Raw genomic sequence first — 23,605 nt, 5'->3', positions numbered from 1 at the left:
TAATGTCAATCTAACCGCTCGAGTAAAACCACTCCATTCTTTACCTGCGTTTTAACAATACCGTTTTCAACGCTCAGTTCTGAATCGGTATACGCATTTCTCAACTTATCAGCATCGGGAAAATGCTCGGAAACCTTGATCTCTATTTTTCCATCAGGTAATCCAGCGCCTAAAAGAACCATATCCTGAACGCCATTCTTGTCGTAAGTGCGCACGGCAAGAGTTCCTTCACCTTTATGAGGAATTGTCTTATGCTCACCTGCTCCTACTGCTGGATGGTTGATTCTAAAATTACCAAGCTTTTGATAATGTTTTAAAACTTCTTGATCACCAGCATCCCAATTCATGTTGGACCTTAAAGTGGCATCTCCTTGAGTACCTTCCACCATAAGGCTACGAGCAGTCTCGTCTCCATAATAAATCTGTGAAATTCCAGTGGTCAGGAGCAGTTTTGTACCTGCTTCAATCGCTTTTTTACGCTCAGGATCAAAAGGTGATCCGTCGTCATGCGAACTGATGTAATTCATGAAAGATGCTGGATCTTCTGGATTTTCTGCAATTAAGCTATCTCTTAATGAATCATATTTTTCAAATAGATCCTTATAGGGCATGCTTGCCTGCCATTTCAAACCGAAATTGATCATCGCATCATACCCGTAATTAAAGTAATCCACTGTTGTATCTCCAAAATCATAAGCGCGGCCATTATCTATGGAATATCCGTATAACTCACCCAAGACAAAAAATTCATCATCGTGAATTAATTCGTCTTGATGAGCTTCTTTGTAATCATTATAAGCAATTCTAGCCTGCTCGATCATGGTATGCCACACATCTTCCTCGACATGTTTCACGGTATCCACTCTAAAACCATCGACTCCCGTTTCTCTTGCATAATCTGACACCCACTTGATCACATAATTTGCAGGAGTTCTTTTAAGTCCTGATTTTTCAAAGAAGGCATCTAATTCTTTTACCTCTTGCTCGTAACGACCTTCTTTCTTCCATTTCTCCACGAGCTGTGGCGGTAAATCAACCTCTTCTTGACTCTCAGTTCTTATGTCTGGTAAATTGTTGGTTAACGTACAAGTGACCGCCGTTTCTTGATTTTGATAGCTACAGCCGGGACCTGTTCTCACCCAGTCTTCTGGCCAAACGGAATCAATGGGCGTCACCGGACCGGTATGATTGATCACCACATCCATTAGGACTCTTATTCCCTGATCATGCGCCTTCTTTACCAGCGTTTTATACTCTTCAAGCGTTCCCAAACTCGGCTCAACTGCAGTCCAGTCTTTAGCCCAATAGCCATGAAAACCATAACTATAGCCAGTCCCCTCATCTACGCCACCGTGAATCTGCTCGTAGATAGGAGTCATCCATATAGCATTGACACCTAAGTCTGTGAAATATCCCTCATCCAACTTTTTGATCACTCCTGCAAAATCTCCACCTTCAAAGCCTCGTAATTTACCAGTAGGCTGATCCCGTTTGACTATTGTATCGTTTGTAGTATCACCATTGTAAAACCTGTCGGTTAGCATGAAATAGACATTTGCCGCGTCCCAGTCAAAATAGGCTTGCTCAGTTACTGAGGTTTCGGTCATTTCCGGGTCGGCTACTTTGGTTTCTTGATCCTTGCAAGCCGTCAAAACAGCAAGAATTACTAATAGTGAAGAAAAAAGTCTCATTTGAATTGTGATTTGATCTCAAAAATAAACAAGCCTGAAAAAGAACTCGCGTTTTACTAATTGCCATTTACTCAAACGTTATAGTGATGTAGCGATGTGCTGAGCGCCGTGAGCTTGATGCTTGGAACTTGGAATTTGAGATTTGAGATTTGAGATTTGGGATTTGGGATTTGGGATTTGGGATTTGGGATTTGGGATTTGTAACTTAAGATATTATCTACTTTAATTATTAGCCTTAGCTTTAGACACTTTACCTTTATCTCGCTCCTGCCTGCCAGAGGCACGACAGGCAGGTTCGCGATCCCGATAGCTATCGGGACGTAACCTCAACAATTATTTTCAAAACTTTCAATTATTCTCAAACGCATCTTTCAAATAATACTCCTGATCCTAGCCGGAGAGGCAGTATTCATCTTACCTTTTGTACTAACGCGCATTTTTAGACCTACCGTGCTGGAAGTATTTGCGTTGAGCAACACCGAGTTGGGAGCATGTTTCTCGATCTACGGTTTGGTAGCGATGGTTTCTTACGTGCTGGGAGGTGGACTGGCAGACCGTTTTGCACCTCGATACCTGATCGCTGCGGCTCTCGTACTCACAGCCGCTGGCGGATTTTACCTCGCGAGCTATCCCAGTTTTGAAGAATTGCTGGTACTCTACGGCTACTGGGGATTTACAACGATTTTTCTGTTCTGGGCGGCGATGGTTAAAGCTACACGTATTTGGGGCGGAAGCGACAAACAAGGTTTGGCTTTTGGATTGCTCGATGGCGGACGTGGTGCGGTATCGTATTTGTTTGGAGTAGCTGGAATCGTAGTTTTCTACTATTTTTCTGGTACTCAGATTGAATATGTGAACCTTGCCGACAGAAAAGAATCCTTTTCTCAAGTAATTTATTTCTGCTCCATCGTGATCCTTATCATTGCGGTTCTTGCAGCCTTATTTGTAAGTAATCCAAAAAAAGAAGTTTCTAAGTCTTCTGAAAGGATTCTAGACACCCTAAAAAATTACGTAAAGGTTTTACGCATCCCTGCGGTATATCTTTTAATGATCATCATTCTATGTGGTTACTCGGGTTACAAAATCACTGATGTTTATTCTCTGTACGCCAATGAAATAATGGGCTACAATGAAGTGAAAGCAGCTAAAGTAGGCGCTAATATGCTGGGGATACGCATATTTATTGGAGTGATAGCCGGTTTGCTTGCAGATCGTTTCACCTCTGGGAGAATGATGTTGAGCGGATTTCTTGTAACATTTCTCGGCGCACTACTATTTGCTTTGGGATGGGTTCAAGACGGAGATTTCATCTTTTTCTTAATCGCAATCATCTCAACCGCCGTAGGAGTTTACGCAATACGCACCCTATACTTTGCTGCGGTGCAAGAAGGTAACATTCCACTAGCGGTAACGGGAACAGCTGTAGGAGTCATTTCCCTCTTAGGCTACACACCTGATGTTTTTATGGGACCGCTCATCGGTTATTTTTTAGATGGTTATCCTGGATTGGTTGGGTTTCAATTAGTTTTTGCTAGTCTTGCAGGTTTCTCAATAATCGGTGCGATAACCAGTTGGCTTTTCATGAGATTAAAAAAACAGACATAAAAAATCCCAGCATATAGTGATGCTGGGATTGTAAAATTAGACTTACTCTTAAATTATAGCTTCTGCAAAATCATTTTAACTTGCCATTTCAATCTTTCGAAAGAACCGAGGTCAAGAGCTCGCTGACCCGAAAGCATTCCGCAAAATAAAATCGGTGTCTTTTTGCCGTTTAATTGAATTTCATATGTTCCAATATCCTCATTGAAATTACTTCTTGAACTATTAGGGTTGTCGTTGAAAACAAAATCATGACCTCGCCAAATTTTATCAAACGCATAATGTTTAAACTTTTTTTTACCAAAAAATTCAGACGCATATGCGTTTGCAACAACTATCAACTTAGGCTTCGCCTTTTCTAAAATTTCAAAAGAGATATCTAATTGCTTTTGTATGAAATCGATATTTGAATAGGTCAAGTTTTCAATCAACTTTTGATTGGTCTCTCTTAAAAAAAGTAAGTCCAAATGTGTCCATTCTGCTTCACAGTAATCTGCGACTTCTTGAAACTTCTTAAAATATGAAATTGAGTTATCATCAACTTTGAAATCATTTGGGTAAAACCAAATAGGTTTTTCATCTTCATGAACCTGATGCTTCTTATTAAAAGATGGATTAATACCTATAAACGTCAATTGATGTTTCTTGATTGAATCTGGAGCTAAGGGATACTTTCGATAAACATGCTCTTCATCAAAAATATCAAGTTGCTTAAAATCATTCCATATTTTCAGAATGTCGTCACGGTAAGTACTTGCTATTTCAACCCTATGAGAAATTGGATCACTCATTCTCTATTTAACCCCTCGGATTCAAAATCATATCCACACGAGATGCTAAATCTCTATAGTGGTATCGATCTACGGTAGACCTTGCAGCATTGCCTCTAGATCTCAAAGTAGATTGCAAGGATTCCAACTCTCCTCTCACCAAAGCTCTCACATCACTCTGGGAAACATCGTAACCGGCTCGACGAGATTCTTCAGTCATCAGGTATTCCATGCGTTCTACATAGGCTCTTTGAAGATTTCGCTTATATATATCTAAATTTCTACTACCAAATAGCGCCTGACGCGTATCCTTAAACATGTCAATTGCCGAGTAATAATCGTCTTCGACAGTCTCTGCATTGATCAATCTCCCTATACGATCAAAACTGAGCAAACTATTCAAATGACGTACCTGCAAAGATCTTATGCGATCAAAATACCCGTCTGGACTGATGTTCCTCACAATCTTCTGATCAATGAGCCACTCAGGAGTGTCAAAAACATTTTCCTCGATCCACTTCATGGATTCTTTTTGATAGGATTTATCTACATTGCTGTAAACAGATCCATCTTGTGATGGTTTCTTCAAGTTTTCGTTGACACCACCTACATTAGTCACCACATGACCTGCATATCTAGACCACACACCTAGCAATTCACCATAAAGTTCACTCAAATCATCGTAATCTTCTGTTTTGTCAGAAGTCCATTCTGGTAAGTTTTTAGCAACGATCTTAAGGTTTTTCATTCCGTAAGTGCTTGCCTCAACGGAATTGTCACCGATAGCCTCCGTCTGTGATTGTGGATCAAAACGGCTGCTCTGACGACCAAATTTGTATTTAGGGTCATCAGCTTTATCTTCAATCCACTTGTTGAGTGTAGCTATTTCTTCTTGAGGCGAATCGGCATCTGGAATAACTCGGTAACCCCAGTTCACGGCATAATGATCGTAAGGTCCCATTTGACGCACGAAGCGAATGTTCTCATCGCCTGGCTGAGCAATATAATTGTAACGGGCGTAGTCCATCAAACTCGCAGCGATTCCGTTTTCTTGGGTAAAATCACCATCGCGATAATCCTCTACATCATAGGCATAACTCGCCGCCATGTTGTGAGGAAATCCTAAGGCATGACCTACCTCGTGCGCAATCACCTGACGCATCATCTCCCCTATTTCTTCAGGATTTGTGTCTAAAGTTCTAGCGTTCGGATTTGCAGCTCCTGTTTCCAAGAGATACCTATTTCTGTAAGATCTTAAGTGGTTGTGGTACCAGATGATATCACTTTCAATGATTTCACCACTTCTAGGATCACTGACACTAGGCCCTACAGCGTTCCGAGTGGTACTTGCCACGTACCGCACAACACTGTAGCGTATATCCTCAGGGCTGAATTCTGGATCTTCTTCTTGAGTAGGTGCATCTTTTGCGATGATTGCGTTTTTGAAACCTGCTGTTTCAAATGGCTTTTGCCAGTCTTCAATTCCTTGTTTGATATATTTCTGAAGACTTTCTGGAGTTCCAGGATCTAGGTAATAAACAATTGGCTTAACCGGCTCGACCAACTCACCCCTGGCGTAAGCTTCTGGATCCTTAGGCTCGAGCCTCCATCTTCTGATGTAGGTCTTTTCATCGGCTTTCAGAGCATCGCTGGAATAGTCAATTTGATTTACCGTAAAAAAGCCCACTCGTGGATCATACAATCTAGGTTGCATGGGCTCTTCAGGTAAAAGAATCATCGACTGATTCATTTGCAGACTTATAGAACCGACTGAACTATTAGACGGCGGATTTGCAGCATTGTAAGTCAGGTCTTGTTTTACTTCTACATTTTCTGGAAATGACTTCACACTATTGACAAAACTCCTTGAGTTATCCAGATTGCGCACTTTATACTGACTGCGCAAAAAGGAAGGCAACCCTATGGCTTTTACATCTCCTGATAAAAATTTAGTCACTTCAATGACGGAAGCCGTTGAGTCTTTATCAAAAGCTTCAATTTCAAAAGCATACAATGTAGGCTCATAGTTGTTTACCTTAACCGAATTATTGATCGCAGCGGTCGTATCCAGCGCAACCTCATCGTAAGACTTGACTTTAAGTAAAATCTTGTCCTGAAAACGCTCCCAAGAAACCACTTGCTGATTGGTTTTACTACCGGCGTTGAGATAACCTCCACCTAGATTAGCAGGAATTTGAGAGATGCGACTCACCCACAACATTTCCTTTTGCAACATATCGTGAGGGATCTCATAGTAGTACTTATCATCCACTTGATGCACGTCGAAAAGTCCTTCATCACTTACAGCGTCTTTGGTGATAACTTTAGAATAAGGTTTGAACTTGGATTTCTTTGCGGGTGCTTCTGAATTGGCTTTTGACTGAGCTGCAACTTTTTCACTGGATTTACACCCAGCCAAAACAAGGGACGCTGCAAAATACAGCGGCATAATTCGGTTAATTTTCATATAGATTTTTTGTTTGGGCTTAAAGATAAGAAAGGAACTCCATCTTTATAAATCCAAACAAGACTACCCTTACATCAAAACTCCATCCTCAATTTTGGAAATAACAGCTTGTGCAGCAGCCTTTCCGTTTAGAATAGCTGCGTTTAACGAGCCATTGCTCAAGATATCACCGGCAAGATAAATGTTTTCCGTCAATTGTGTTTCTGTGGCAGGCATGCTGTAATTTACGGACTCTAAATCTGGCAAGGCTTTATTTACGTGATAAACTTTTAAGGGTTCACCCACCTTTATATCTACCTCTTTCTTTAATTCTTCTCGTAATCTTGAAGCCAGTTGGTCATCATCCAGACCATGATCACCCACTACGGTTACACTCAAAACCTTCTCATGACCGGAATAAACATCGTGCATGAAATGGAAGTTGTTGATCAGAGATTGTTTATTTGCCACGAGTCCTATAATAGGCTCACCAAATCCATCGTGATCTGTTTTGAAATACACATTGGTGGTCTTTTTCCACTTGATATCGTCTTTTGGCAGATTAGGCACAATATTTCCCGCGGCTGCCGCAATAATCGTGAAATCTGACTGTAAGGTGGAGTCATCTTGCAAAGTAATGGTTTCTCCCACTACCTCTTGTACCTGAGCATTCAATCGCAGTTGATCGTCGCTCAATCCTTCTGACATTTGTTGCGCTACGCTCTGGATTCCTCCTTTGGGCAAGGTGGCCGCTCCCACAGCAAACATTTTGAAAATGAATTCAAACATGCGGCTGCTCGTAGACAACTCTGATTCTAAAAATATCCCAGCGTAAAATGGTCTAAAAAACTGCTCGATGATCTTGGTTGAGAACCCGTAGTCCTCTAGGTATTTCTGTGTCGTTGTTTCTGGTGCCGCAAATATGTCTTGGAGACTTTTTTGTTTTAGCTTTCGCGAAAGCGAGAACACTTTCCACTTATCCTTCAACGATCCTACTCCTGAGAGTACCGTGGGCATGAGAAAACTGCGGTCTCGAGATGCGTCGCCCAACTTAGATTTCTTACCCTCATTAAAAATGTAACTTCCTGGGCTGAAGCGCGTAACGTCCAGCTGTTGCAGGCTGAGAAATTCATCCACCGCTGGATAGGATTCCAGCAAAACCTGAAAACCGTGATCGAAAATTTGACCGTCAACATGGTCGGTTTTGAGCCTGCCGCCCACCTGATCACTGGATTCTAAAACCGTGGCCTTATAACCTGCTCTATTTAAAGTAATTGCTGCTGCGAGGCCGCTGACGCCAGCGCCTATGATATGAATGGTTTTCTCGTTTTTCATCTTAACAAATGTAGGGTCAGCCGGCTGAAAGCTGTTAGAGTTTTTCTAAGGTTAACAATTCTTTTGTAGCTCGATTCTATTTTTAAAAAAATGATGGCGATGAGCTTACAAAACGACACCACCAAATCTGTAGCAACTGAATTCACAGATGCACTCACCAATTTCTATTACAACTTTATCGAGTTCCTACCCAGACTGGGGCTGGGTCTGGCGATCATTATTTTGGGAGTTCTCATCGCTGGAGCTTTAGGCCGATTTACCACAGCTCGCGTGCGCAGCAGTACTAAAGATCCTCTCATGAGCCGATTTTTGGGAAAGGCCATACGTTTTGTGGGGATTATCGTCTTTATCATGATTGCACTGAGAGCCGCCGGTTTGGGCGATATAAGTGCGGGAATCCTCGCCACAGCAGGTGCTGGAGCTGTTGTTCTGGGTTTTGCCTTTAAGGATATAGGACAGAACTTTATTGCCGGCGTCATTTTGAGTTTTAATAGACCGTTCAACGTCAATGATACGGTAGAGATAGGTGATAATTTTGGAAGAATCAAGGCGCTGGAATTCCGTCATACCAAAATTAAAACCTTTGACGGTAAAGACGTATATATTCCTAATGCTGACGTCATTACACAACCTGTAACCAACTATACGGAAGACGGATTCTTCCGCTGGGATTTTGTGGTGGGCGTAGATTATGATGATGATCTGGATCAAGCCAAACAAGTAATCTTAGACACCCTAAACGCTGATGCCGCCGTCATTCAAGATGCTGAACACGTGAACTATGTAATCGAAGACGAACTCGCCACCAGTACCGTGAATCTGCGTGTGTTTTTCTGGGTCGACACTAAGGATTTTGGACGTATTGCTAATATTACCAAAGGACGCGTTATAGGTCGCGTAAAATATGCGCTTATGGATGCAGGATTCTACCTACCTGCCGATATCCAAGAGATCAAACTCTACGGAAGAGGCGATTCTGAACTACCTTTGTCTCTCAATAATAAACAAGAGACGACTAATGGTTAAATTCTTCAAGTATCTCGCGATAATCGAGGGTTATTCTTTTCTGGTAGTGCTTTTTATCACCATGCCGTTAAAGTATCTGGGAGGTCTATTACTTCCCAATAAAATCATGGGAATGGCGCATGGTGTTTTATTTCTTGCTTATGTGGTAGTTGCCATTCTGGTAGCCCAATTGCTCAAGTGGAATTTTAAAAAGATGTTGATTTCATTGGCGATGTCTGTGGTACCCTTTGGAACTTTCTGGATGGAGCGCGAGTATCTGGAGCCGGAGTTAGAAAAGACAAATACATTAGCCTAATACATTTAATCCAACCGTATTTTGACCTTCCTCAAACTCATCCGCTGGCCTAATGTTTTAATGACCATCGTAGCGCAAGTTGTGGTATATCAAGCCTTGATCGAGCCATCTGGATTGTTGCTGGCCATGGAAACTTGGGAGCTGGTATTGCTGATTCTTTCCACGGCACTTTTAACGGCTAGCGGCAATGTTATCAACGATATTCAAGATATAGCGGTTGACAAAATCAATAAGCCTGATAAGGTCATCGTAGGTAAAAAGATGACTTATAAAAGTGCTTTCAGTATTTATATGGCACTCACCATCACAGCCGTAGTGATGGGATTTATTGTTGCAAACGCCATCGATAAACCTATACTTGCGAGTGTTTTTATTATCGTGAGTTTTACCCTCTACTCCTACGCTACCACGCTCAAGTCTATTTTGTTAGTAGGTAATATATTGATCTCTTTGTTGGTAGGTCTATCGGTGCTGATTGTAGGTGTATTTGAGTTTTATCCCATCGCCGAGATGCACTCCCCTGCCCAACTTGCCGCGGTGATGAAGCCCATTCTTTATTTTAGTTTCGGAGCTTTTTTAATCAATCTGTACCGCGAGTGGATCAAGGATTGTGAAGATGTGAATGGCGATCGATTGGGTGGTCGCAATTCTATGGCGCTGGTTTTAGGAAGACAACGAGCAGCTCGGTTGACCAGCGTTTTGATAATGCTTACGGTGGTAGTCATGGGTTATCTAGCAGTCGTTTATTTTGCTGCCGATCAGGTGACCTTACTGTACTGGATATTTTTACTGATGGCGCCGTTGAGTATCGTGGGAATCCAATTGTGGGCTGCAGACAGCCCTGCCAAATTTCACAAGCTTTCCCTTATTATGAAAATCACGATGCTGCTGGGGGTTTTGTTCATGTTTTTCTATCAAGCAGATAGCTTTTCTGATTTTTAGGTGCTAACAGAAATTGAGAGCTTATCAAGTTGCTCAATTGGACAACTTATTGTAATTTTACATTATGACCGGTAGAAGAAAACTGTTCTTTTTTAAAACCTATTTTGAGGAGTTTTATGATTCCCAGCCAGAAAAAGTTCAAAAGAAAATTATCTGGACTTTGAAAATCCTGGAAGATCTGGATAGAATACCTGAGAATTACTTGAAATTCATCAAAAATTCGACGGGTCTCTATGAGATCAGAGTTCAAGTAAGCAGTAATATATTCAGAATATTCTGCTTTTTTGATCGAGAGAATATTGTTGTTATAGGTCATGGTTTTCAAAAGAAAACCCAAAAAACACCTAAACAGGAAATAGAAAGAGCAGAAAACATCAAAAAAGAATATTACGATGGAAAAGAATAAAAACCTTAAAAGCTTAGATCAATTTATTGATGATAAAATAGGTAAAAGGGGGACAGAAACACGGGAAGAATTTGAATCTGAATACGATGCTTTCAAACTCGGTATCCTTATTCAAAAAGCTAGAGAGGAGAAAGGATTAACTCAAGAACAGTTGGCTGAACTTGCTGGGACAAACAAATCATATATCTCAAGATTGGAGAGAAATTTAAAGGATATTCGATTTTCAACTTTACAAAGAATTATCAACGAAGGACTGGGGGCTCATTTAGAAATCTCAATTCGCCTTTAGGCGATCATCTCTCATCCGTTTTATTGAATCTGAAATGCTCCAAGACAAACTCAAGAACCACAACATTATCCTTGCCTCACAGTCTCCCAGAAGACAAGAATTATTGCGAGGTCTTGACATAGAATTCGTCATTGAAACCCGACTCGTAAATGAAGTCTATAATGATCAGCTGCAAGGAACTCAAATAACTGATTTCCTTTCTACGCTCAAGGCGAAAGCTTTTACTGATCTGGCTGAAAACGATTTTTTAATCACCAGCGATACCATAGTCTGGCTGGATGACCGAGCGCTTGAAAAACCAAAGACCAAAGACGAAGCTCGCAAAATGTTGCGTCAGCTTAGCGGTCGCAAGCATAAGGTTCATACCTCAGTTTGTTTTACCACCATTGACGATCAAAAGGTGATCAATGACACCACTGAGGTGACTTTTGGTGAGCTCAATGATGAGGAGATTGATTATTACATTGATAAGTACCAACCGTTTGACCGAGCTGGTGGATACGGCATTCAAGACTGGCTAGGCTTTGCAAAAGTAACTTCCATCAACGGCTGTTATTATAACGTGATGGGATTGCCTTTGCCGAAGGTGTATGGGTTTTTGAGGGAGATGATCATTTAAAGTTATTTAATGAAAAACCTCTGGAATATAAAATTCTTGCTGTCTGCACTGGCTTTTACATTTATTTTCAGCCTACTCTTTAGTCTTTCAGATGTGTCTTTTCAATGGCAGCATTTGACTCTGTGGAAATTCACCAAGCAATTCATTTTTTTTGTAATTATTTTTCTCGTCACTACAATTTTGATTTCAAGAGGTGCAAAAGGAAAAAAGGAAAATTGATTTTTTTGATACTTTTCGGGTTATAAAACTCATCCCATCATGTCAGCATTTAATTCAAAAAATTTGTTGGGCGCGTTTGTAGCCTGTATGATCCTAGCAGCCGCTCTCGTGGGAGTACTCTTTGCCTTATCTCATTTTCAAATTTTTGACTTTTTTGTTTTTGAAAGTCTATGGGGCGAGTGGTTCTATTTTACGGTGACGTTCTTTGTTATCCATCTAGTTTCCGAATTCATAAAAAGTAGGTACAAAAAAAGCCCCTCAAACTAAGGAGCTTTTCAAAAATCTAATTGATAAGTAATTTTAAACATCTCGCGAGCTGAGATTTGAGTCGAAAACAAAATGTCAGTTATTTGTTTGATCACTAGTTATCTTTAAATAGATGTACACAAATATGCGGTTATTAGGAATCTAGTCTTCATAAAATGCTATTTTTATGGTGGTATAACATGTTAGCTGCAAGGTAAAACCAACGAATGGCAATCCTTTATCCAAAATATGAAACGATAAAAAACTTGAGAGTTCCACCAACTGAAGGGGAATTTAAAATGATTGACTTTCTTCTTGAAAATCTCAATGATGAATATGAAATTTATTTTCAACCGTTTTTAAACGGAGATTGCCCAGACATAATCCTAATGCGAAAAGGCGGTGGAGTTCTCATTATCGAAGTAAAAGATTGGGACCTTAATAGCTACCACCTCGACTATCGAAAAAGGTGGTTTGTAAACTACAATAATGCTTTAATAAAATCGCCAATTTCTCAAGTTCTGAAATACAAAGAAAATATGTATGACTTGCATATTCAAAATCTTTTAGAACTAAAATTGCGAGATTATAGATATTGGTATATCGTCAATTGTGCAATATTCTTCTATAAAGAAAATGAAAACGATGTAAGAGAATTTTTATTATCACCATTTGAACAACAAAGAGAGTTTCTTAACGATAAAAAAGCACAGAAAGATGCATATGATAGATTAAAAAAGTCGGAAGAAAGTTATCTAACTTTTTTAAATAAGAATATTGAATTGATAGGCAAGAATAATCTAAATTCAAAAGACCTAAAAGACCTACTATATCGAAAATGGATTAGTCGTCAATCATTTAATTTCTCAAGCGAGTTATATGACAGTTTTAAAAGGTATTTGAAACCTTCCTTTCATTCACTTGATGATGGAAGAAACTTTAAATACACTAAAAAACAATTAGAGCTTTCGACAAGTAAACAAGGAGAGCAAAAAATAAAAGGAATTGTAGGTGCGGGAAAAACCTTAGTTCTTGCAAAAAGAGCTGTAAATGCTCATATAAGAACAAACGAAAAAGTATTAGTTCTCACATACAACATTTCTCTCAAAAACTATATACACGACAAAGTTAGTAGAGTAAGAGAAGATTTTTATTGGGAGAATTTCCATATTTTGAATTACCACGACTTTTTCAATTCAATGATGAATAATTTTGGAATTGAATTTGACATTCCGGAAGATTTCGACAATTGGGAAAATTGGCGAAAAGAACAATTTTTTAATGATAAGTACTATGGGAATATTAACTTATTTAAAGATTTCCAAAACAGAATTGAAAAATACTCTGCGATATTAATTGATGAAGTTCAAGATTATAGGACTGTTTGGTTAAGATTAATAAAAAAGTGTTTTTTAGCAGAAAATGGAGAATTTGTTGTTTTTGGAGATAGTAAACAAGACATATACAATCGAGTTTCGTTAGTAGAAAGTAAAAAAGTTCTTGTTATTCCTGACAGTCCAGGAAGGTGGGCAGAACTTAATCAATCATTCAGATTAACACCTATCATTACAGCATTTGCGTCTGACTTTCAAAAAAAGTTTTTAGCAGAAAGGCATATTCCTGATGAATTTGAAAATATAGATTTTCAATCAGCTCTTTTTGATAAGGTTCACTATAAGTATTTCGGAACACTTGACTTTAAAGTCTTAGCTGATTTCATAAGTTCATATTCAACGAAATTAGAAAGTCACCCAAATGATGTTTGTGTCCTTTCTTTATCCATAGAAACTATAAGAGAAATTGATTTCCATTTTAGAAAAGCAACAAATGAGAGGTCTTATATAATGGCTGAAACGAAAGAATTTTATGACCATTTAAAAGAAAAATATGGACAGACCAAAAAGTTTTACAAGGAATTAGATAAAATTAGAAAGAACAAAAAACTTCATTTTTGGATGAATTCAGGTGTTACTAAATTCTCGACTGTACATAGTTATAAAGGATGGGAAATAAAAACGTTATTTCTGATAGTTCAAAAAGACACACTTGAAACTACATACAAAGAACTTGTATATACTGGATTTACAAGGTGTATGAATAATCTTGTAATTTTAGACATTGACGACAATGAACTATCCACATTTATGGATGAATTGCAATTTGTAGAAAAAATAGAAAACCCAGCAGCTAACAAAGAACTGAGGTAAAAAACAACTCTTTTTAGCACCTTTTTTATTTGATCACACTACAATGATTCGGGTCGTATGGTAATCCTGATCTCACTATTGAAAAAGATTGTTTCATTAGCTTGTTGCATACTGCAATCAACGCCAGTTTCTTGCTCATCCACAAATTTCTGTTTAATTATCCAAGGTTTAGGTATATTTGAAATCATAAGTTTAAGATGCCACTATGTTAGACCGCTAACTGATTCAAACAGTTTAACCAAAACAATATGAAATTACTATTACAAATTTTGTTACTTCTTATAATAATTACAATAACATCTTGTTTACCAAAGAGTCTTGAACGAGTTCCAATCAATAGCGATGAAGTATGGGCTGAAGAAAGGAACAAGGAGAAATACAACGATAATATTGAGAGCTTTGGATATGTTCCGATTGACCCTATGCCACTATTGATTAAAGACTACGATTCTCATTTTACACCAGCAAATGAAGACTATTTAAAGGCACTTCCAGATGAATCTATTTTAGTTGCTACAGGCATACATAATTTGGATGGAACGATTTCATTTGGACCAATAGGTGGTACAATAAAAGGCAGGAAGTATACCGTTATTATGGATTGGATAAAATACAAGACAATTCCAAAGACTATAATTCGTGAAACTGATTCGATTTCTGACAAGACCTTCCTTTACTTTGAGACAGATAATTGGAGTAAGGATGAGAAAATTGAAACGAATCAATCAAAAGATAAAAATTCAATACCGATATATGCTGGAATAGGCTTAAGACTTATGGCGACGTTTGAGGCGGATAGCTTAGGTATGAACGTAAGCGGAATTTTTGGTCTCTCTGGAAGTTTTTCAGCTGATAAAGTGAAAGGTAATCTGATTATTCAATCGTTAGGCGTTAGTGGAAAATCGGTTAGTTTACCTCTACCTAGTGAAATAAATCCTACATCCATACAAAATGCTTTGATGTCAATCTCACAAATAAGGGCTCTTGTTTACACTTCTGACGCAGAAGACATCCAAATAACACCAAGAATAGTTGGATTTTATAATACCGTTGGTAAAGTTACCAATCGTCACAATATGATATCCGCTCTTTCATCCATTGAAGTTCCATTTGAATTCAATTTACCTTCGGAGAACCGCTTAGAACTTTATGAAAAAGAATTAGAGTACAGAAAGAAAATGTTTGAATTGAATGAAAAGTTTACGCCTGACAATTCCCGAAATCGCAACTAATAAAACTGTTTGTTACAATAACTAAAACAATTGCTATTATTTCTAATCCTAAGACTTCCTGCGGAATTTTTAGCTTGTCTTGAACTTGCGAGAGTTTTTACTAATTTACGAAAATGCACATAGCTGCAATCCATTAACAGTAATGCGAAAAAAGAAAAACTTAACTGTTTTATTGACTTAATTGTGTTACTTTTAAATGTTGAAAATCTATAAATGGAAAGCATAGAAATCGTTCTCAAAAAAGACTCTGAGGGCAATGATATAAACCTAAATCAAATGTCGTTGAAGGCTTCTAAATCGTTGAGGCAGATTCTAGACGCATTAATCTTAATAGCTGAACACGAAAAAGATTTAAATTTAAAAATCGGGTTAGAAAAAGGTAGTGCAGCACAAAAACTCATAGGTACACCTACAAATTTAAAAGTAGTATATAATAAAATTATCCAAGCTTCACAATCTCAACCGTCTAGAGAAAATGTCTACGTCAATCAGTTGAATATAATTAGGAATAATGTAGAAGATATTCAAGATTGGGAGATTTATTATAATTCTTATTCAGGCAATAAAAAAAGTATAAAGCCTCTATTTAGTCACAAATTTAGAAAAACAAGAAAAAGAGAAAAAATAGAAAATAATTTTAATGTTCAGTTTATTAACGGCTACTTAGAATTAAATGGTGGAAAGAAACCTAATTTTCATTTGATTTCAAATAACGAATCTATAACAATTCAATGTTCTGTAAAAGAGGCTCAAAAAGTTAATTCCTTTCTTTATAAGGATATAAAAATAGCCACTTGGGTAAAGGCAAAAAAACACGGTATGGAATATCAATTTTGTGATATATATGCTGGCGAATCAGAACAGTATTTTTCGGAATTCAAACATTTCTTTTTAGAATTAAAGAATAAAAATGGTACTGAACCATTTCATTACATAAGCGACAAATTAGAAGATTTTTATGACAGAGAAGATTATTCAGGAGCAAGAAAATTTATAAGACTTTTTCTCAATGAATATGCAATACCAACGTACTTAAGAACCATATTAGTTATCTCTAAAGGATTTAAAAATGACGAGTATTTTTCCAATATCTTGAATCAAGTTGAAGAATTATTATCAACTAAAATTGGCAAAGTATATTAGATATGGAAAATAAATTAGAACTATTTGATAATGCCGATTTGGTAACTATCAAAAATTGTGAATTTGAAACTGATTTTGTCGCTATCAGTTGTGAAATAACTGATGAAGGATTTTGTAAGCATTCAGGTTTGATCATCTCTTTTGACGAAAGTATATATTACTTCCACTTCACAGGTGTAAAAGTACATTTGGAAGACATCACTAAAACTCTAGATTCTTTTGACTCAACATACATAAAAAAATTGGAAGTGATTGTTGAAGAAGATGTAGTTTCATTCTTGGGTCATTGTCAAAAATTAAAAAACAAAGGAGTAAAACCTGCATACGGTTTTGTTTTTAACGATTCTTATTATGATTCTAATACAAAACAGTCCTTTCTCCTAAATGCTAAACACGATATTACAACTTGTGTGGGTTTTTGTATTAAAGTAATTAGAGGATTCATTTTTAATAATGAAGAATATATTAAACTTGAGGATTGGGATGAAGACTCTCTCGAATCTGTAGAACAATGGCTTTTTGATTATATAAATAAGTATCTTAAAATTTATGCCGATAAAAATGGAGTTTCTGTAGAAGATTTATATTCCAATAATGAGCTTAAGCGCATACTACCTTCTGAACTACTGTCATCTACATACTTTATAGAACTTCCAATACCTAAGTCAGATATAGACAATGTGAGACCAAGTCTTGAAAAATATCTAATCTCACAAAAAAAGGTTGCTTGAAATAAAAATAGTGGGAAAAGCACAACTGCTAGCAAAGAACTGAGGTGAATAATTCCTTTTATTACTTCTTCATCTGATTACACAACAATAATTTGGTTTTAAAGTAATCCTGATCTATCAACCGAAAAAGCTTTTTTCAGTAGCTTGTTGCATACTGCAATCAAAGCTGGTTTGCTGCTCAACCACAAATTTCTGAGTAATTACCTACGGTTTGGAGATATTTGAATAGCAAAGGCTGAGACACTCCGTTTTGCCCTCACTCTTTACAGTACAAAAAAAGCCCCTCAAAAGAGGAGCTTTTCTTATATCTAATCGAGGTGTTATTTAAAACATCTCGCGACCTGAGAAATGAAATGCAGACTCGATAGCAGCATTTTCATCGCTATCGCTACCGTGTACAGCGTTCTCCCCTACACTTTTAGCAAATTGCTTTCTGATAGTGCCTTCAGCAGCCTCAGCAGGGTTTGTGGAACCGATCAACGTACGGAAATCGGCAACGGCGTTTTCTTTTTCCAAAACAGCCGCTACGATAGGACCGCGCGTCATGAACTCAACAAGCTCTCCAAAAAATGGACGCTCCTTGTGGATCGCATAAAATTCTTCAGCATCTGCAGTAGTCATTTGTGTCTTCTTAAGAGCAACAATTCTAAAACCGCTTGCCGTGATTTTTTCTAGTATGGCACCTGTGTGTCCGTCTTCTACGGCATCAGGCTTGATCATTGTAAATGTTCTATTAGTGACCATTTTTCTTTTTTTAAATGCGCTGCAAAAGTACTCCTTATATTAAGGATGGCAAATACTTGCTCTATAAATCGAGCAAGGACATAAGACCGCGTTGCTCAATGACATAAGATGTAAGACTGATATGGTTATAATGCTTGCCAGCGATCAAATGTTTGTTTTCCATTCATGGCTTCGATTCAGTTTTGAAAATTCCTATTCCAAACGCTGAGAAACTCGGCTCAGTGATATTCACAAACTTCCAAGTTATATAACGTTAAAAATGATCTTTGGATATGCTTGCGGTTAATTTTTGGATTCAGAAATTTCAAAAACAGCAGCTTTTGCATAACCGGTTAGTACGCCTTTGTTCTTGCTTTCCATGGCAGCGGTATAAAAACCTTCTTCTGAAATTTGTTTCCAAGTCACGCCTTGGTCCCCACTCCACCAGATACCGGGTGTTCCCACAGCGAGTAACTCCTTACCATCCGTATTGGGTATAAAAAGAATGTCGCTGCAATATCCGGGTCCTGAGCCTTCAGAAATAAGTTCCCAAGAGGCTCCTCCATCACGGGTCATGGCTAGGTTTTGCGTGTTTTTTTCTTTGTCAGACCAGTCGCCACCCACGATCACTCCCACGTTCTCGTCATAGAAATCCATGGCAAATATCCCGGTCATTTGCGCGCCTGCGACTATAGGAGTTTCCTGTACTTCCCAAGTCGCGCCTCTATCGAGGCTGTGCAACACTCTTGCCGCAGCACCACCGGTTGCGATCCAGACCTGATCCCCCACGATGGAAATGTTTGAATTGCTCGCAGCAAATCCCGCCTCGCCATCGATGAATTCTGGTAACTTGTCACATGACACTTTGTTCCAGGTTTTACCAAAATCGGTAGTCTTTAATATAGAAAGGCATTTTACATCATCTTGCGCTGTCGGGTCGCCAAAAATGATCCCCTCACCGTTCTCCCAAAACTTCATGCTGTCGTAAAAAACGCCTTCACCCTGTTCTGTATAAAGCTGGACGTAGTCGTTCTCATTTGCTTCAAATAAGTAAGCTGGACCACCGGCATTTAAAATAAAGACAGTCTCTTCTCCCACTGCGATAGAACGGAACTCAAGATTTTTTGGCTCTTGAATCGAGTCCATAAAAGAAACTGTTGCGTTTTGAGCATCAATGATTCCGTAGCGGCCTTTGCTGGCGGCAAACCAGTATACTCCATCATATTCCAGCGCTCTTATGCTTATGGAATCCACCTCCACGGCTCTGAGTGCGATGTCTATTTTCTCTTTTTTTTTGATTTCAGGTTCTTGAGCAACCGCTGCTTTTGAGCCTTCTTGCTTGCAGCTGCTTACGATTAAACTTAACAGCAGCACGGTGAAAAATTGGTTTGCTAAATGATTTTTGATCTCTTTTAATCTTTTCATGATCGTGGGTGTTTGATGGTATTTCGCTTTCGCGAAAGCGATATTAACATAATCATTCCAGCAAAACAATCAATTCCTCTTGTATAGGCTTATTTTTGCAAAATGAGATTTCATCATAACTTACTGCAGGCGACGGTAGATGCGCTTCACCAGATTTTTAATGAAGGTAAATATGCCGATCAAGCCATACAACGTATTCTGAAACGCGATACCCGCTGGGGTTCTCGTGACCGTGGTTTCATTGCCGAGACGACTTATGACATCGTACGCTACAAGCGTCTTTACACAGAAATTGTGGGCGCTGGAACGGTTTACAATTCTCGTGATTTGTGGCGACTTACCGCCGTGTGGATCGTTTTGCGTGGTCATGCCCTACCCGCTTGGGAAGAATATTACAACACGCCTGTGCGCCGTATCAAAGGCAAGTTTGATGAGCTTTCTAGCCAATTGGTTTATAAAGAATCGATTCCAGACTGGTTGAACGAATTGGGTCAAAAGGAACTGGGCGATCTCTGGGCAAAAGAAATTGCGGCACTTAACAATCAGGCTCCGGTCGTTCTTAGGGTAAATACCTTGAAGTCCGATCTTAAAACTTTAAAGGAAAAACTGATTGCTGAAGGGCATTCCACAACCACGCACGATGATTTTCCTGATGCGTTGATTTTAAACGAGCGCGCAAACGTCTTTAAAACCGATGCTTTTTCTGATGGTTTGTTTGAAGTACAGGATGCCGGCTCCCAAAAGATCGCACCTTACCTGAATCCTGAGCCTGGAATGCGTGTTCTGGATTCATGTGCGGGAGCAGGTGGCAAATCTTTGCACCTTGCCGCGATGATGGAAAATAAAGGCCAGATCATCGCTATGGACATCTACCCTAGCAAGTTGAAAGAGCTCAAACGCCGTGCAAAACGTGCCGGTGCGCACAACATCGAGACTCGATTGATCGACTCTACAAAAGCCATCAAGAAACTCGCAGGGAAAATGGATGCCCTACTGATCGATGCACCTTGTAGTGGTTTGGGCGTTTTGAGACGTAACCCAGATGCTAAGTGGAAGCTGACCCCAGAATTCATAGAAGAAATTAAAACCACCCAACAAGAAATTTTGCAATCCTATAGCCGCGTGGTCAAAAAAGACGGCACCCTAGTTTATGCTACTTGCTCTATTTTGCCTTCAGAAAATGAAAAACAGGTGGAACAATTCTTGAGCAGTGAGGCTGGTGCAGGTTTTGAACTGCAGGAATCGCAAAATATGTACGCGCACCGAGAAGGTTTTGACGGATTTTACATGGCGCGACTGATTAAAAAAGATTGATGATTATGATGAATAAATTTTATATCACCCTTATAACTGTATCTGTCTTCACAGCTCAAAGTTGGGCTCAGGTGCCGTCCAATTATTATGATTCGGCAGCTGGACTTACCGGTTACGCATTGAAAAGTGAATTGGCCAATATCATCTCTGCCAACTATAATGCGCAGAGTTATGATGATCTAAGGGATTTATATGCGATTTCTGATAACGATGCCTATTATGACAACGGTCAGCAGACCACTACTATTCTAGACCTCTACTCAGAAAATCCCAACGGTGCTGATCCTTATACATTTTCAGCAACGAACACTAACGATCGTTGTGGAAATTATAGCGGTGAAGGCGATTGCTGGAACAGAGAGCACATCTTTCCTCAAGGCTTTTTTAATCAATTGGAGCCCATGCGCAGCGATGCACACCACGTCATCCCTACTGATGGATTCGTAAATGGAGGACGTAGTAATCTTCCTTTTGGAGAAGTTGATCTTTCAGGTTCGGGAATTCGCACTTATCAAAATGGAAGTCGCAAAGGTCCCTCTGCAACACCAGGTTACACTGGCGATGTTTTTGAACCCATAGACGAATTTAAAGGAGATATTGCGCGTATGTTGTTGTATTTCGCAACACGATATGAAGATCGATTCAATGATAATCGTTGGGATAGTCCTAACGCGACAAATGATCCCAGAGATGGATCACAAGATCAATATTACGAGCAGTGGTACATCGATCTTTTACTTTCATGGCATGCCCAAGACCCAGTGAGCCAGCGTGAGATCGATCGTAATAATGATATATACAACTTCCAAAACAATGCAAATCCATACATTGATAATCCGCAGTTTGTGGACATGATCTGGAATTCTTCCCAAGCTCCCAGCGGTAGCATCTTTGCCACTTTAACCGACTCCTATAATGATGTGAACAGCAATGGTTACGATGCAGGAGACGAGATCAATTACGATTATACCATTGAAAATTTAGGGAACACGACTCTGTATAACGTAACAGTTACTGCTAGTAGAGGGAATTTTGCAAACACGGTTTCACCCATCGCATCCATCGCGCCGGGCCAGGTGATCAATAATCCATTCGGGAATCTACAGGTCGTTCTTATAACGCAAGATGTGGATCCTAATGGAGCGTGCGATGTTATCAATCAATTACAAGTTACCGCAGATTTCAGTGCTAATGAAAATACCGGTGGACTGAGCATCGCTAGTGATGATCCCGATAATTTTCAGGATGTAGATTCTAATAACGACAATCTACCCGATGATCCTACCATCTCAAACGTATGTGGTGGAAGTACTGGAACGGTGTCTGAATTATTCATCAGTGAATACATAGAAGGATCAGGATCCAATAAAGCGATTGAAATCGCCAATTTCACAGGAAGTCAAGTCAATTTAAGTGGTTACAGTATCGAGCGTAATGCCAATGGTGGCAGTACATGGTCCGGCACAATCAGCTTGTCCGGAACACTTGACAACGGAGAAGTTTATGTTCTTGCCAGAGGAAACGCTGATCAGGCGATCCTTGACGAGGCAGATCGTTTGATCGGTAATGGAAATGCGCTGGATTTCAACGGTAACGATCCTGTAGGTCTATTTAGAAATGGGAACCTGATTGATATCGTGGGAGTTTTCAACTCCGGAAGCACTGACTTTGCTAAAGATGTGGTTTTAGTTCGCAAACCGGATGCGGTTGTTCCTAACCTAGACTTCAATTTGACCAGAGACTGGAATAGTTTTGGTCAAAGTAATTATACGGATTTAGGACAGCATACTGTTACGACGGCCAGTGAAGATCAATTGATTGCTGAATCGTTCAAAGTTTATCCCAATCCATCAAAAGATGGTATTTTCTACTTTGAAACTGATCTAGAAGAGATTGAGTTAAATGTTTTTGATCTTTCTGGTAGATCTATCAGCTTTGATCAGACTCAAGATTCTATACAATTAGAGCAAGCTGGAATTTACATTCTGACCGTTGAAAAGGATGGTAATCGCTCTAGTTTGAAGTTGGTTTTGAGGTAAAACGCTGCTCATAGCTGACATTGACCAAATTCTGTGTACTTTTAGTTGATGCTATCTCAAGTCATATTATTTGAAAAGGCTTAGCATTCTAAACTAGAGATAGGCCCGACGGCAGTCTATCACATTTTAAGGCGACGCTTGCGCGAAAAATAGAACGCAATCAAAAGCGGCAAGCTCGCGTAGAGCGAAATGCCTCAGCTTATAAAAGTTCTAATGCTATTCCAGAATACGAATTTCAAAAATTGTCTGAAAGCGAACTAGAGAAGGTTAAAGCTGATTTTAGAAGAAAGTTCAGAGGGAACGGAAAAATGGAGTTGCTGAAGACCGTTGTCATCTTTGCCGCAATTGCTGCTGTGATTCTCATTCTTATTTTGATCTTTATATGACTAGGGATTACTCTTGTCGGCTAAAAAATCTTTTAGTTATCAAAGTGATTGAAATCACAACAATCATTACAACTACCAGGTCGTAAAATAGATGATCAAGCTGCCAAACGTAATGTGTATAATCACGGTTGAAAATTAGCTCTTCAAAAAACGTAAAAGGATATCCAATTTTAATTTTTGAGTAGCCAATTGTTTTATTTATCGGAGAAGCTAAATAACTGATTAAGCTTATGAATGAAATAGCACAAAAACGAGAATACTGTAACCTATTAATTTAATAGTGGTACGAGGTATTTTCATGATTTTAGCCTGTCAAAAATATTTGAAAGTGATCATCTTTTTGACTTTACTTCTTTCGCAATACGTACATAAAAAGCCCAGCTACTTCCACGATTCCCCCTAGAATCAATAATCCTATTGCACCAGTAATTTCTAGCAGTCTTAACACCGCTCCTACTACAACGATTAGACAACCCAATATCATTAATTGAACTCCTGTGTTTTTTAATAACATAATTC

At 38.9% G+C, this 23,605-nt stretch carries 20 protein-coding genes and 1 pseudogene; 13 read left to right on the top strand and 8 right to left on the bottom strand.

What is annotated here, in order from left to right; all coding sequences use genetic code 11:
- Positions 1-5 precede the first annotated feature (5 nt).
- Complete coding sequence (locus BST97_RS02375; protein WP_085765736.1) at positions 6-1,691, bottom strand: alpha-amylase family glycosyl hydrolase; 1,686 nt, start codon at positions 1,689-1,691, stop codon at positions 6-8.
- A 351-nt stretch (positions 1,692-2,042) separates the two neighbouring features.
- On the opposite strand from BST97_RS02375, the gene BST97_RS02370 reads away from it, so the two are divergent.
- Positions 2,043-3,296, top strand: a complete 1,254-nt coding sequence (locus tag BST97_RS02370; RefSeq protein ID WP_157111392.1) for an MFS transporter — start codon at positions 2,043-2,045, stop codon at positions 3,294-3,296.
- Between the two features lie 53 nt (positions 3,297-3,349).
- Here BST97_RS02370 and BST97_RS02365 read toward each other — a convergent pair whose 3' ends face one another.
- The 3 genes from BST97_RS02365 to BST97_RS02355 all read right to left on the bottom strand — a co-directional run bounded on the left by BST97_RS02365 (position 3,350) and on the right by BST97_RS02355 (position 7,844).
- Complete coding sequence (locus tag BST97_RS02365) at positions 3,350-4,084, bottom strand: hypothetical protein (protein ID WP_085765734.1); 735 nt, start codon at positions 4,082-4,084, stop codon at positions 3,350-3,352.
- A 7-nt stretch (positions 4,085-4,091) separates the two neighbouring features.
- Positions 4,092-6,530, bottom strand: a complete 2,439-nt coding sequence (locus BST97_RS02360) for a zinc-dependent metalloprotease (RefSeq protein WP_085765733.1) — start codon at positions 6,528-6,530, stop codon at positions 4,092-4,094.
- 69 nt (positions 6,531-6,599) lie between these two features.
- Entirely contained in the window at positions 6,600-7,844 is a 1,245-nt protein-coding gene (locus BST97_RS02355) for a protoporphyrinogen/coproporphyrinogen oxidase (RefSeq protein ID WP_085765732.1), read from the bottom strand.
- 99 nt (positions 7,845-7,943) lie between these two features.
- On the opposite strand from BST97_RS02355, the gene BST97_RS02350 reads away from it, so the two are divergent.
- From BST97_RS02350 to BST97_RS02310, 7 genes are all read left to right on the top strand, one after another.
- Positions 7,944-8,870, top strand: a complete 927-nt coding sequence (locus tag BST97_RS02350; protein WP_157111391.1) for a mechanosensitive ion channel family protein — start codon at positions 7,944-7,946, stop codon at positions 8,868-8,870.
- Positions 8,863-9,165, top strand: a complete 303-nt coding sequence (locus tag BST97_RS02345) for a DUF3817 domain-containing protein (RefSeq protein ID WP_085765730.1) — start codon at positions 8,863-8,865, stop codon at positions 9,163-9,165. Before BST97_RS02350 ends, BST97_RS02345 begins: the two co-directional genes overlap by 8 nt.
- A gap of 21 nt (positions 9,166-9,186) precedes the next feature.
- Entirely contained in the window at positions 9,187-10,107 is a 921-nt protein-coding gene (locus BST97_RS02340) for a geranylgeranylglycerol-phosphate geranylgeranyltransferase (protein WP_211277458.1), read from the top strand.
- A gap of 64 nt (positions 10,108-10,171) precedes the next feature.
- Positions 10,172-10,513 carry a type II toxin-antitoxin system RelE/ParE family toxin gene (locus BST97_RS02335; RefSeq protein ID WP_085765728.1) on the top strand — a complete coding sequence of 114 codons (342 nt, stop codon included), beginning with the start codon at positions 10,172-10,174 and terminating at the stop codon, positions 10,511-10,513.
- The gene (locus BST97_RS02330; RefSeq protein WP_085765727.1) at positions 10,500-10,802 is read left to right on the top strand and encodes a helix-turn-helix domain-containing protein; all 303 of its coding nucleotides are present in this window, start codon (positions 10,500-10,502) and stop codon (positions 10,800-10,802) included. Before BST97_RS02335 ends, BST97_RS02330 begins: the two co-directional genes overlap by 14 nt.
- Positions 10,803-10,836: 34 nt before the next feature.
- Positions 10,837-11,421 carry a Maf family nucleotide pyrophosphatase gene (locus BST97_RS02325; protein WP_085765726.1) on the top strand — a complete coding sequence of 195 codons (585 nt, stop codon included), beginning with the start codon at positions 10,837-10,839 and terminating at the stop codon, positions 11,419-11,421.
- Between the two features lie 692 nt (positions 11,422-12,113).
- Complete coding sequence (locus BST97_RS02310; RefSeq protein WP_085765723.1) at positions 12,114-14,093, top strand: NERD domain-containing protein/DEAD/DEAH box helicase; 1,980 nt, start codon at positions 12,114-12,116, stop codon at positions 14,091-14,093.
- Positions 14,094-14,118: 25 nt separating this feature from the next.
- On the opposite strand, the pseudogene BST97_RS16040 reads toward BST97_RS02310, so the two are convergent.
- Positions 14,119-14,229, bottom strand: a pseudogene (locus tag BST97_RS16040) (IS110 family transposase); the annotation flags it as partial.
- A gap of 112 nt (positions 14,230-14,341) precedes the next feature.
- Here BST97_RS16040 and BST97_RS02305 point away from each other — a divergent pair.
- The 3 genes from BST97_RS02305 to BST97_RS02295 all read left to right on the top strand — a co-directional run bounded on the left by BST97_RS02305 (position 14,342) and on the right by BST97_RS02295 (position 17,199).
- A complete protein-coding gene (locus BST97_RS02305; protein ID WP_085765722.1) occupies positions 14,342-15,325 on the top strand; it encodes a hypothetical protein in 984 nt (327 codons plus the stop codon).
- Positions 15,326-15,538: 213 nt separating this feature from the next.
- Positions 15,539-16,468, top strand: a complete 930-nt coding sequence (locus tag BST97_RS02300; protein ID WP_085765721.1) for a hypothetical protein — start codon at positions 15,539-15,541, stop codon at positions 16,466-16,468.
- Positions 16,469-16,470: 2 nt separating this feature from the next.
- Positions 16,471-17,199, top strand: a complete 729-nt coding sequence (locus BST97_RS02295; RefSeq protein WP_085765720.1) for a hypothetical protein — start codon at positions 16,471-16,473, stop codon at positions 17,197-17,199.
- A gap of 324 nt (positions 17,200-17,523) precedes the next feature.
- On the opposite strand, the gene BST97_RS02290 is transcribed toward BST97_RS02295, so the two are convergent.
- A complete protein-coding gene (locus BST97_RS02290) occupies positions 17,524-17,943 on the bottom strand; it encodes a nucleoside-diphosphate kinase (RefSeq protein ID WP_085765719.1) in 420 nt (139 codons plus the stop codon).
- A 282-nt stretch (positions 17,944-18,225) separates the two neighbouring features.
- Complete coding sequence (locus tag BST97_RS02285) at positions 18,226-19,347, bottom strand: WD40/YVTN/BNR-like repeat-containing protein (protein WP_085768127.1); 1,122 nt, start codon at positions 19,345-19,347, stop codon at positions 18,226-18,228.
- A 102-nt stretch (positions 19,348-19,449) separates the two neighbouring features.
- Here BST97_RS02285 and BST97_RS02280 point away from each other — a divergent pair, with 102 nt between their 5' ends.
- Both BST97_RS02280 and BST97_RS02275 read left to right on the top strand, forming a co-directional pair.
- Positions 19,450-20,661: an RsmB/NOP family class I SAM-dependent RNA methyltransferase gene (locus BST97_RS02280; RefSeq protein WP_085765718.1), complete on the top strand. Its 1,212-nt coding sequence runs from the start codon at positions 19,450-19,452 to the stop codon at positions 20,659-20,661.
- Between the two features lie 5 nt (positions 20,662-20,666).
- Positions 20,667-22,700: an endonuclease gene (locus BST97_RS02275; protein ID WP_085768126.1), complete on the top strand. Its 2,034-nt coding sequence runs from the start codon at positions 20,667-20,669 to the stop codon at positions 22,698-22,700.
- Between the two features lie 732 nt (positions 22,701-23,432).
- Here the strand turns inward: BST97_RS02275 and BST97_RS15690 are convergent.
- Positions 23,433-23,600, bottom strand: coding sequence for a hypothetical protein (locus BST97_RS15690; protein WP_157111388.1), 168 nt, complete (start codon positions 23,598-23,600; stop codon positions 23,433-23,435).
- Between the last annotated feature and the right edge of the window lie 5 nt (positions 23,601-23,605).

It is taken from the genome of Nonlabens spongiae (assembly GCF_002117125.1).
In the GTDB taxonomy this organism is placed as follows: domain Bacteria; phylum Bacteroidota; class Bacteroidia; order Flavobacteriales; family Flavobacteriaceae; genus Nonlabens; species Nonlabens spongiae.
Note: the sequence above shows the minus strand (reverse complement) of the source record. Positions and strands in the feature narration are given on the sequence as shown.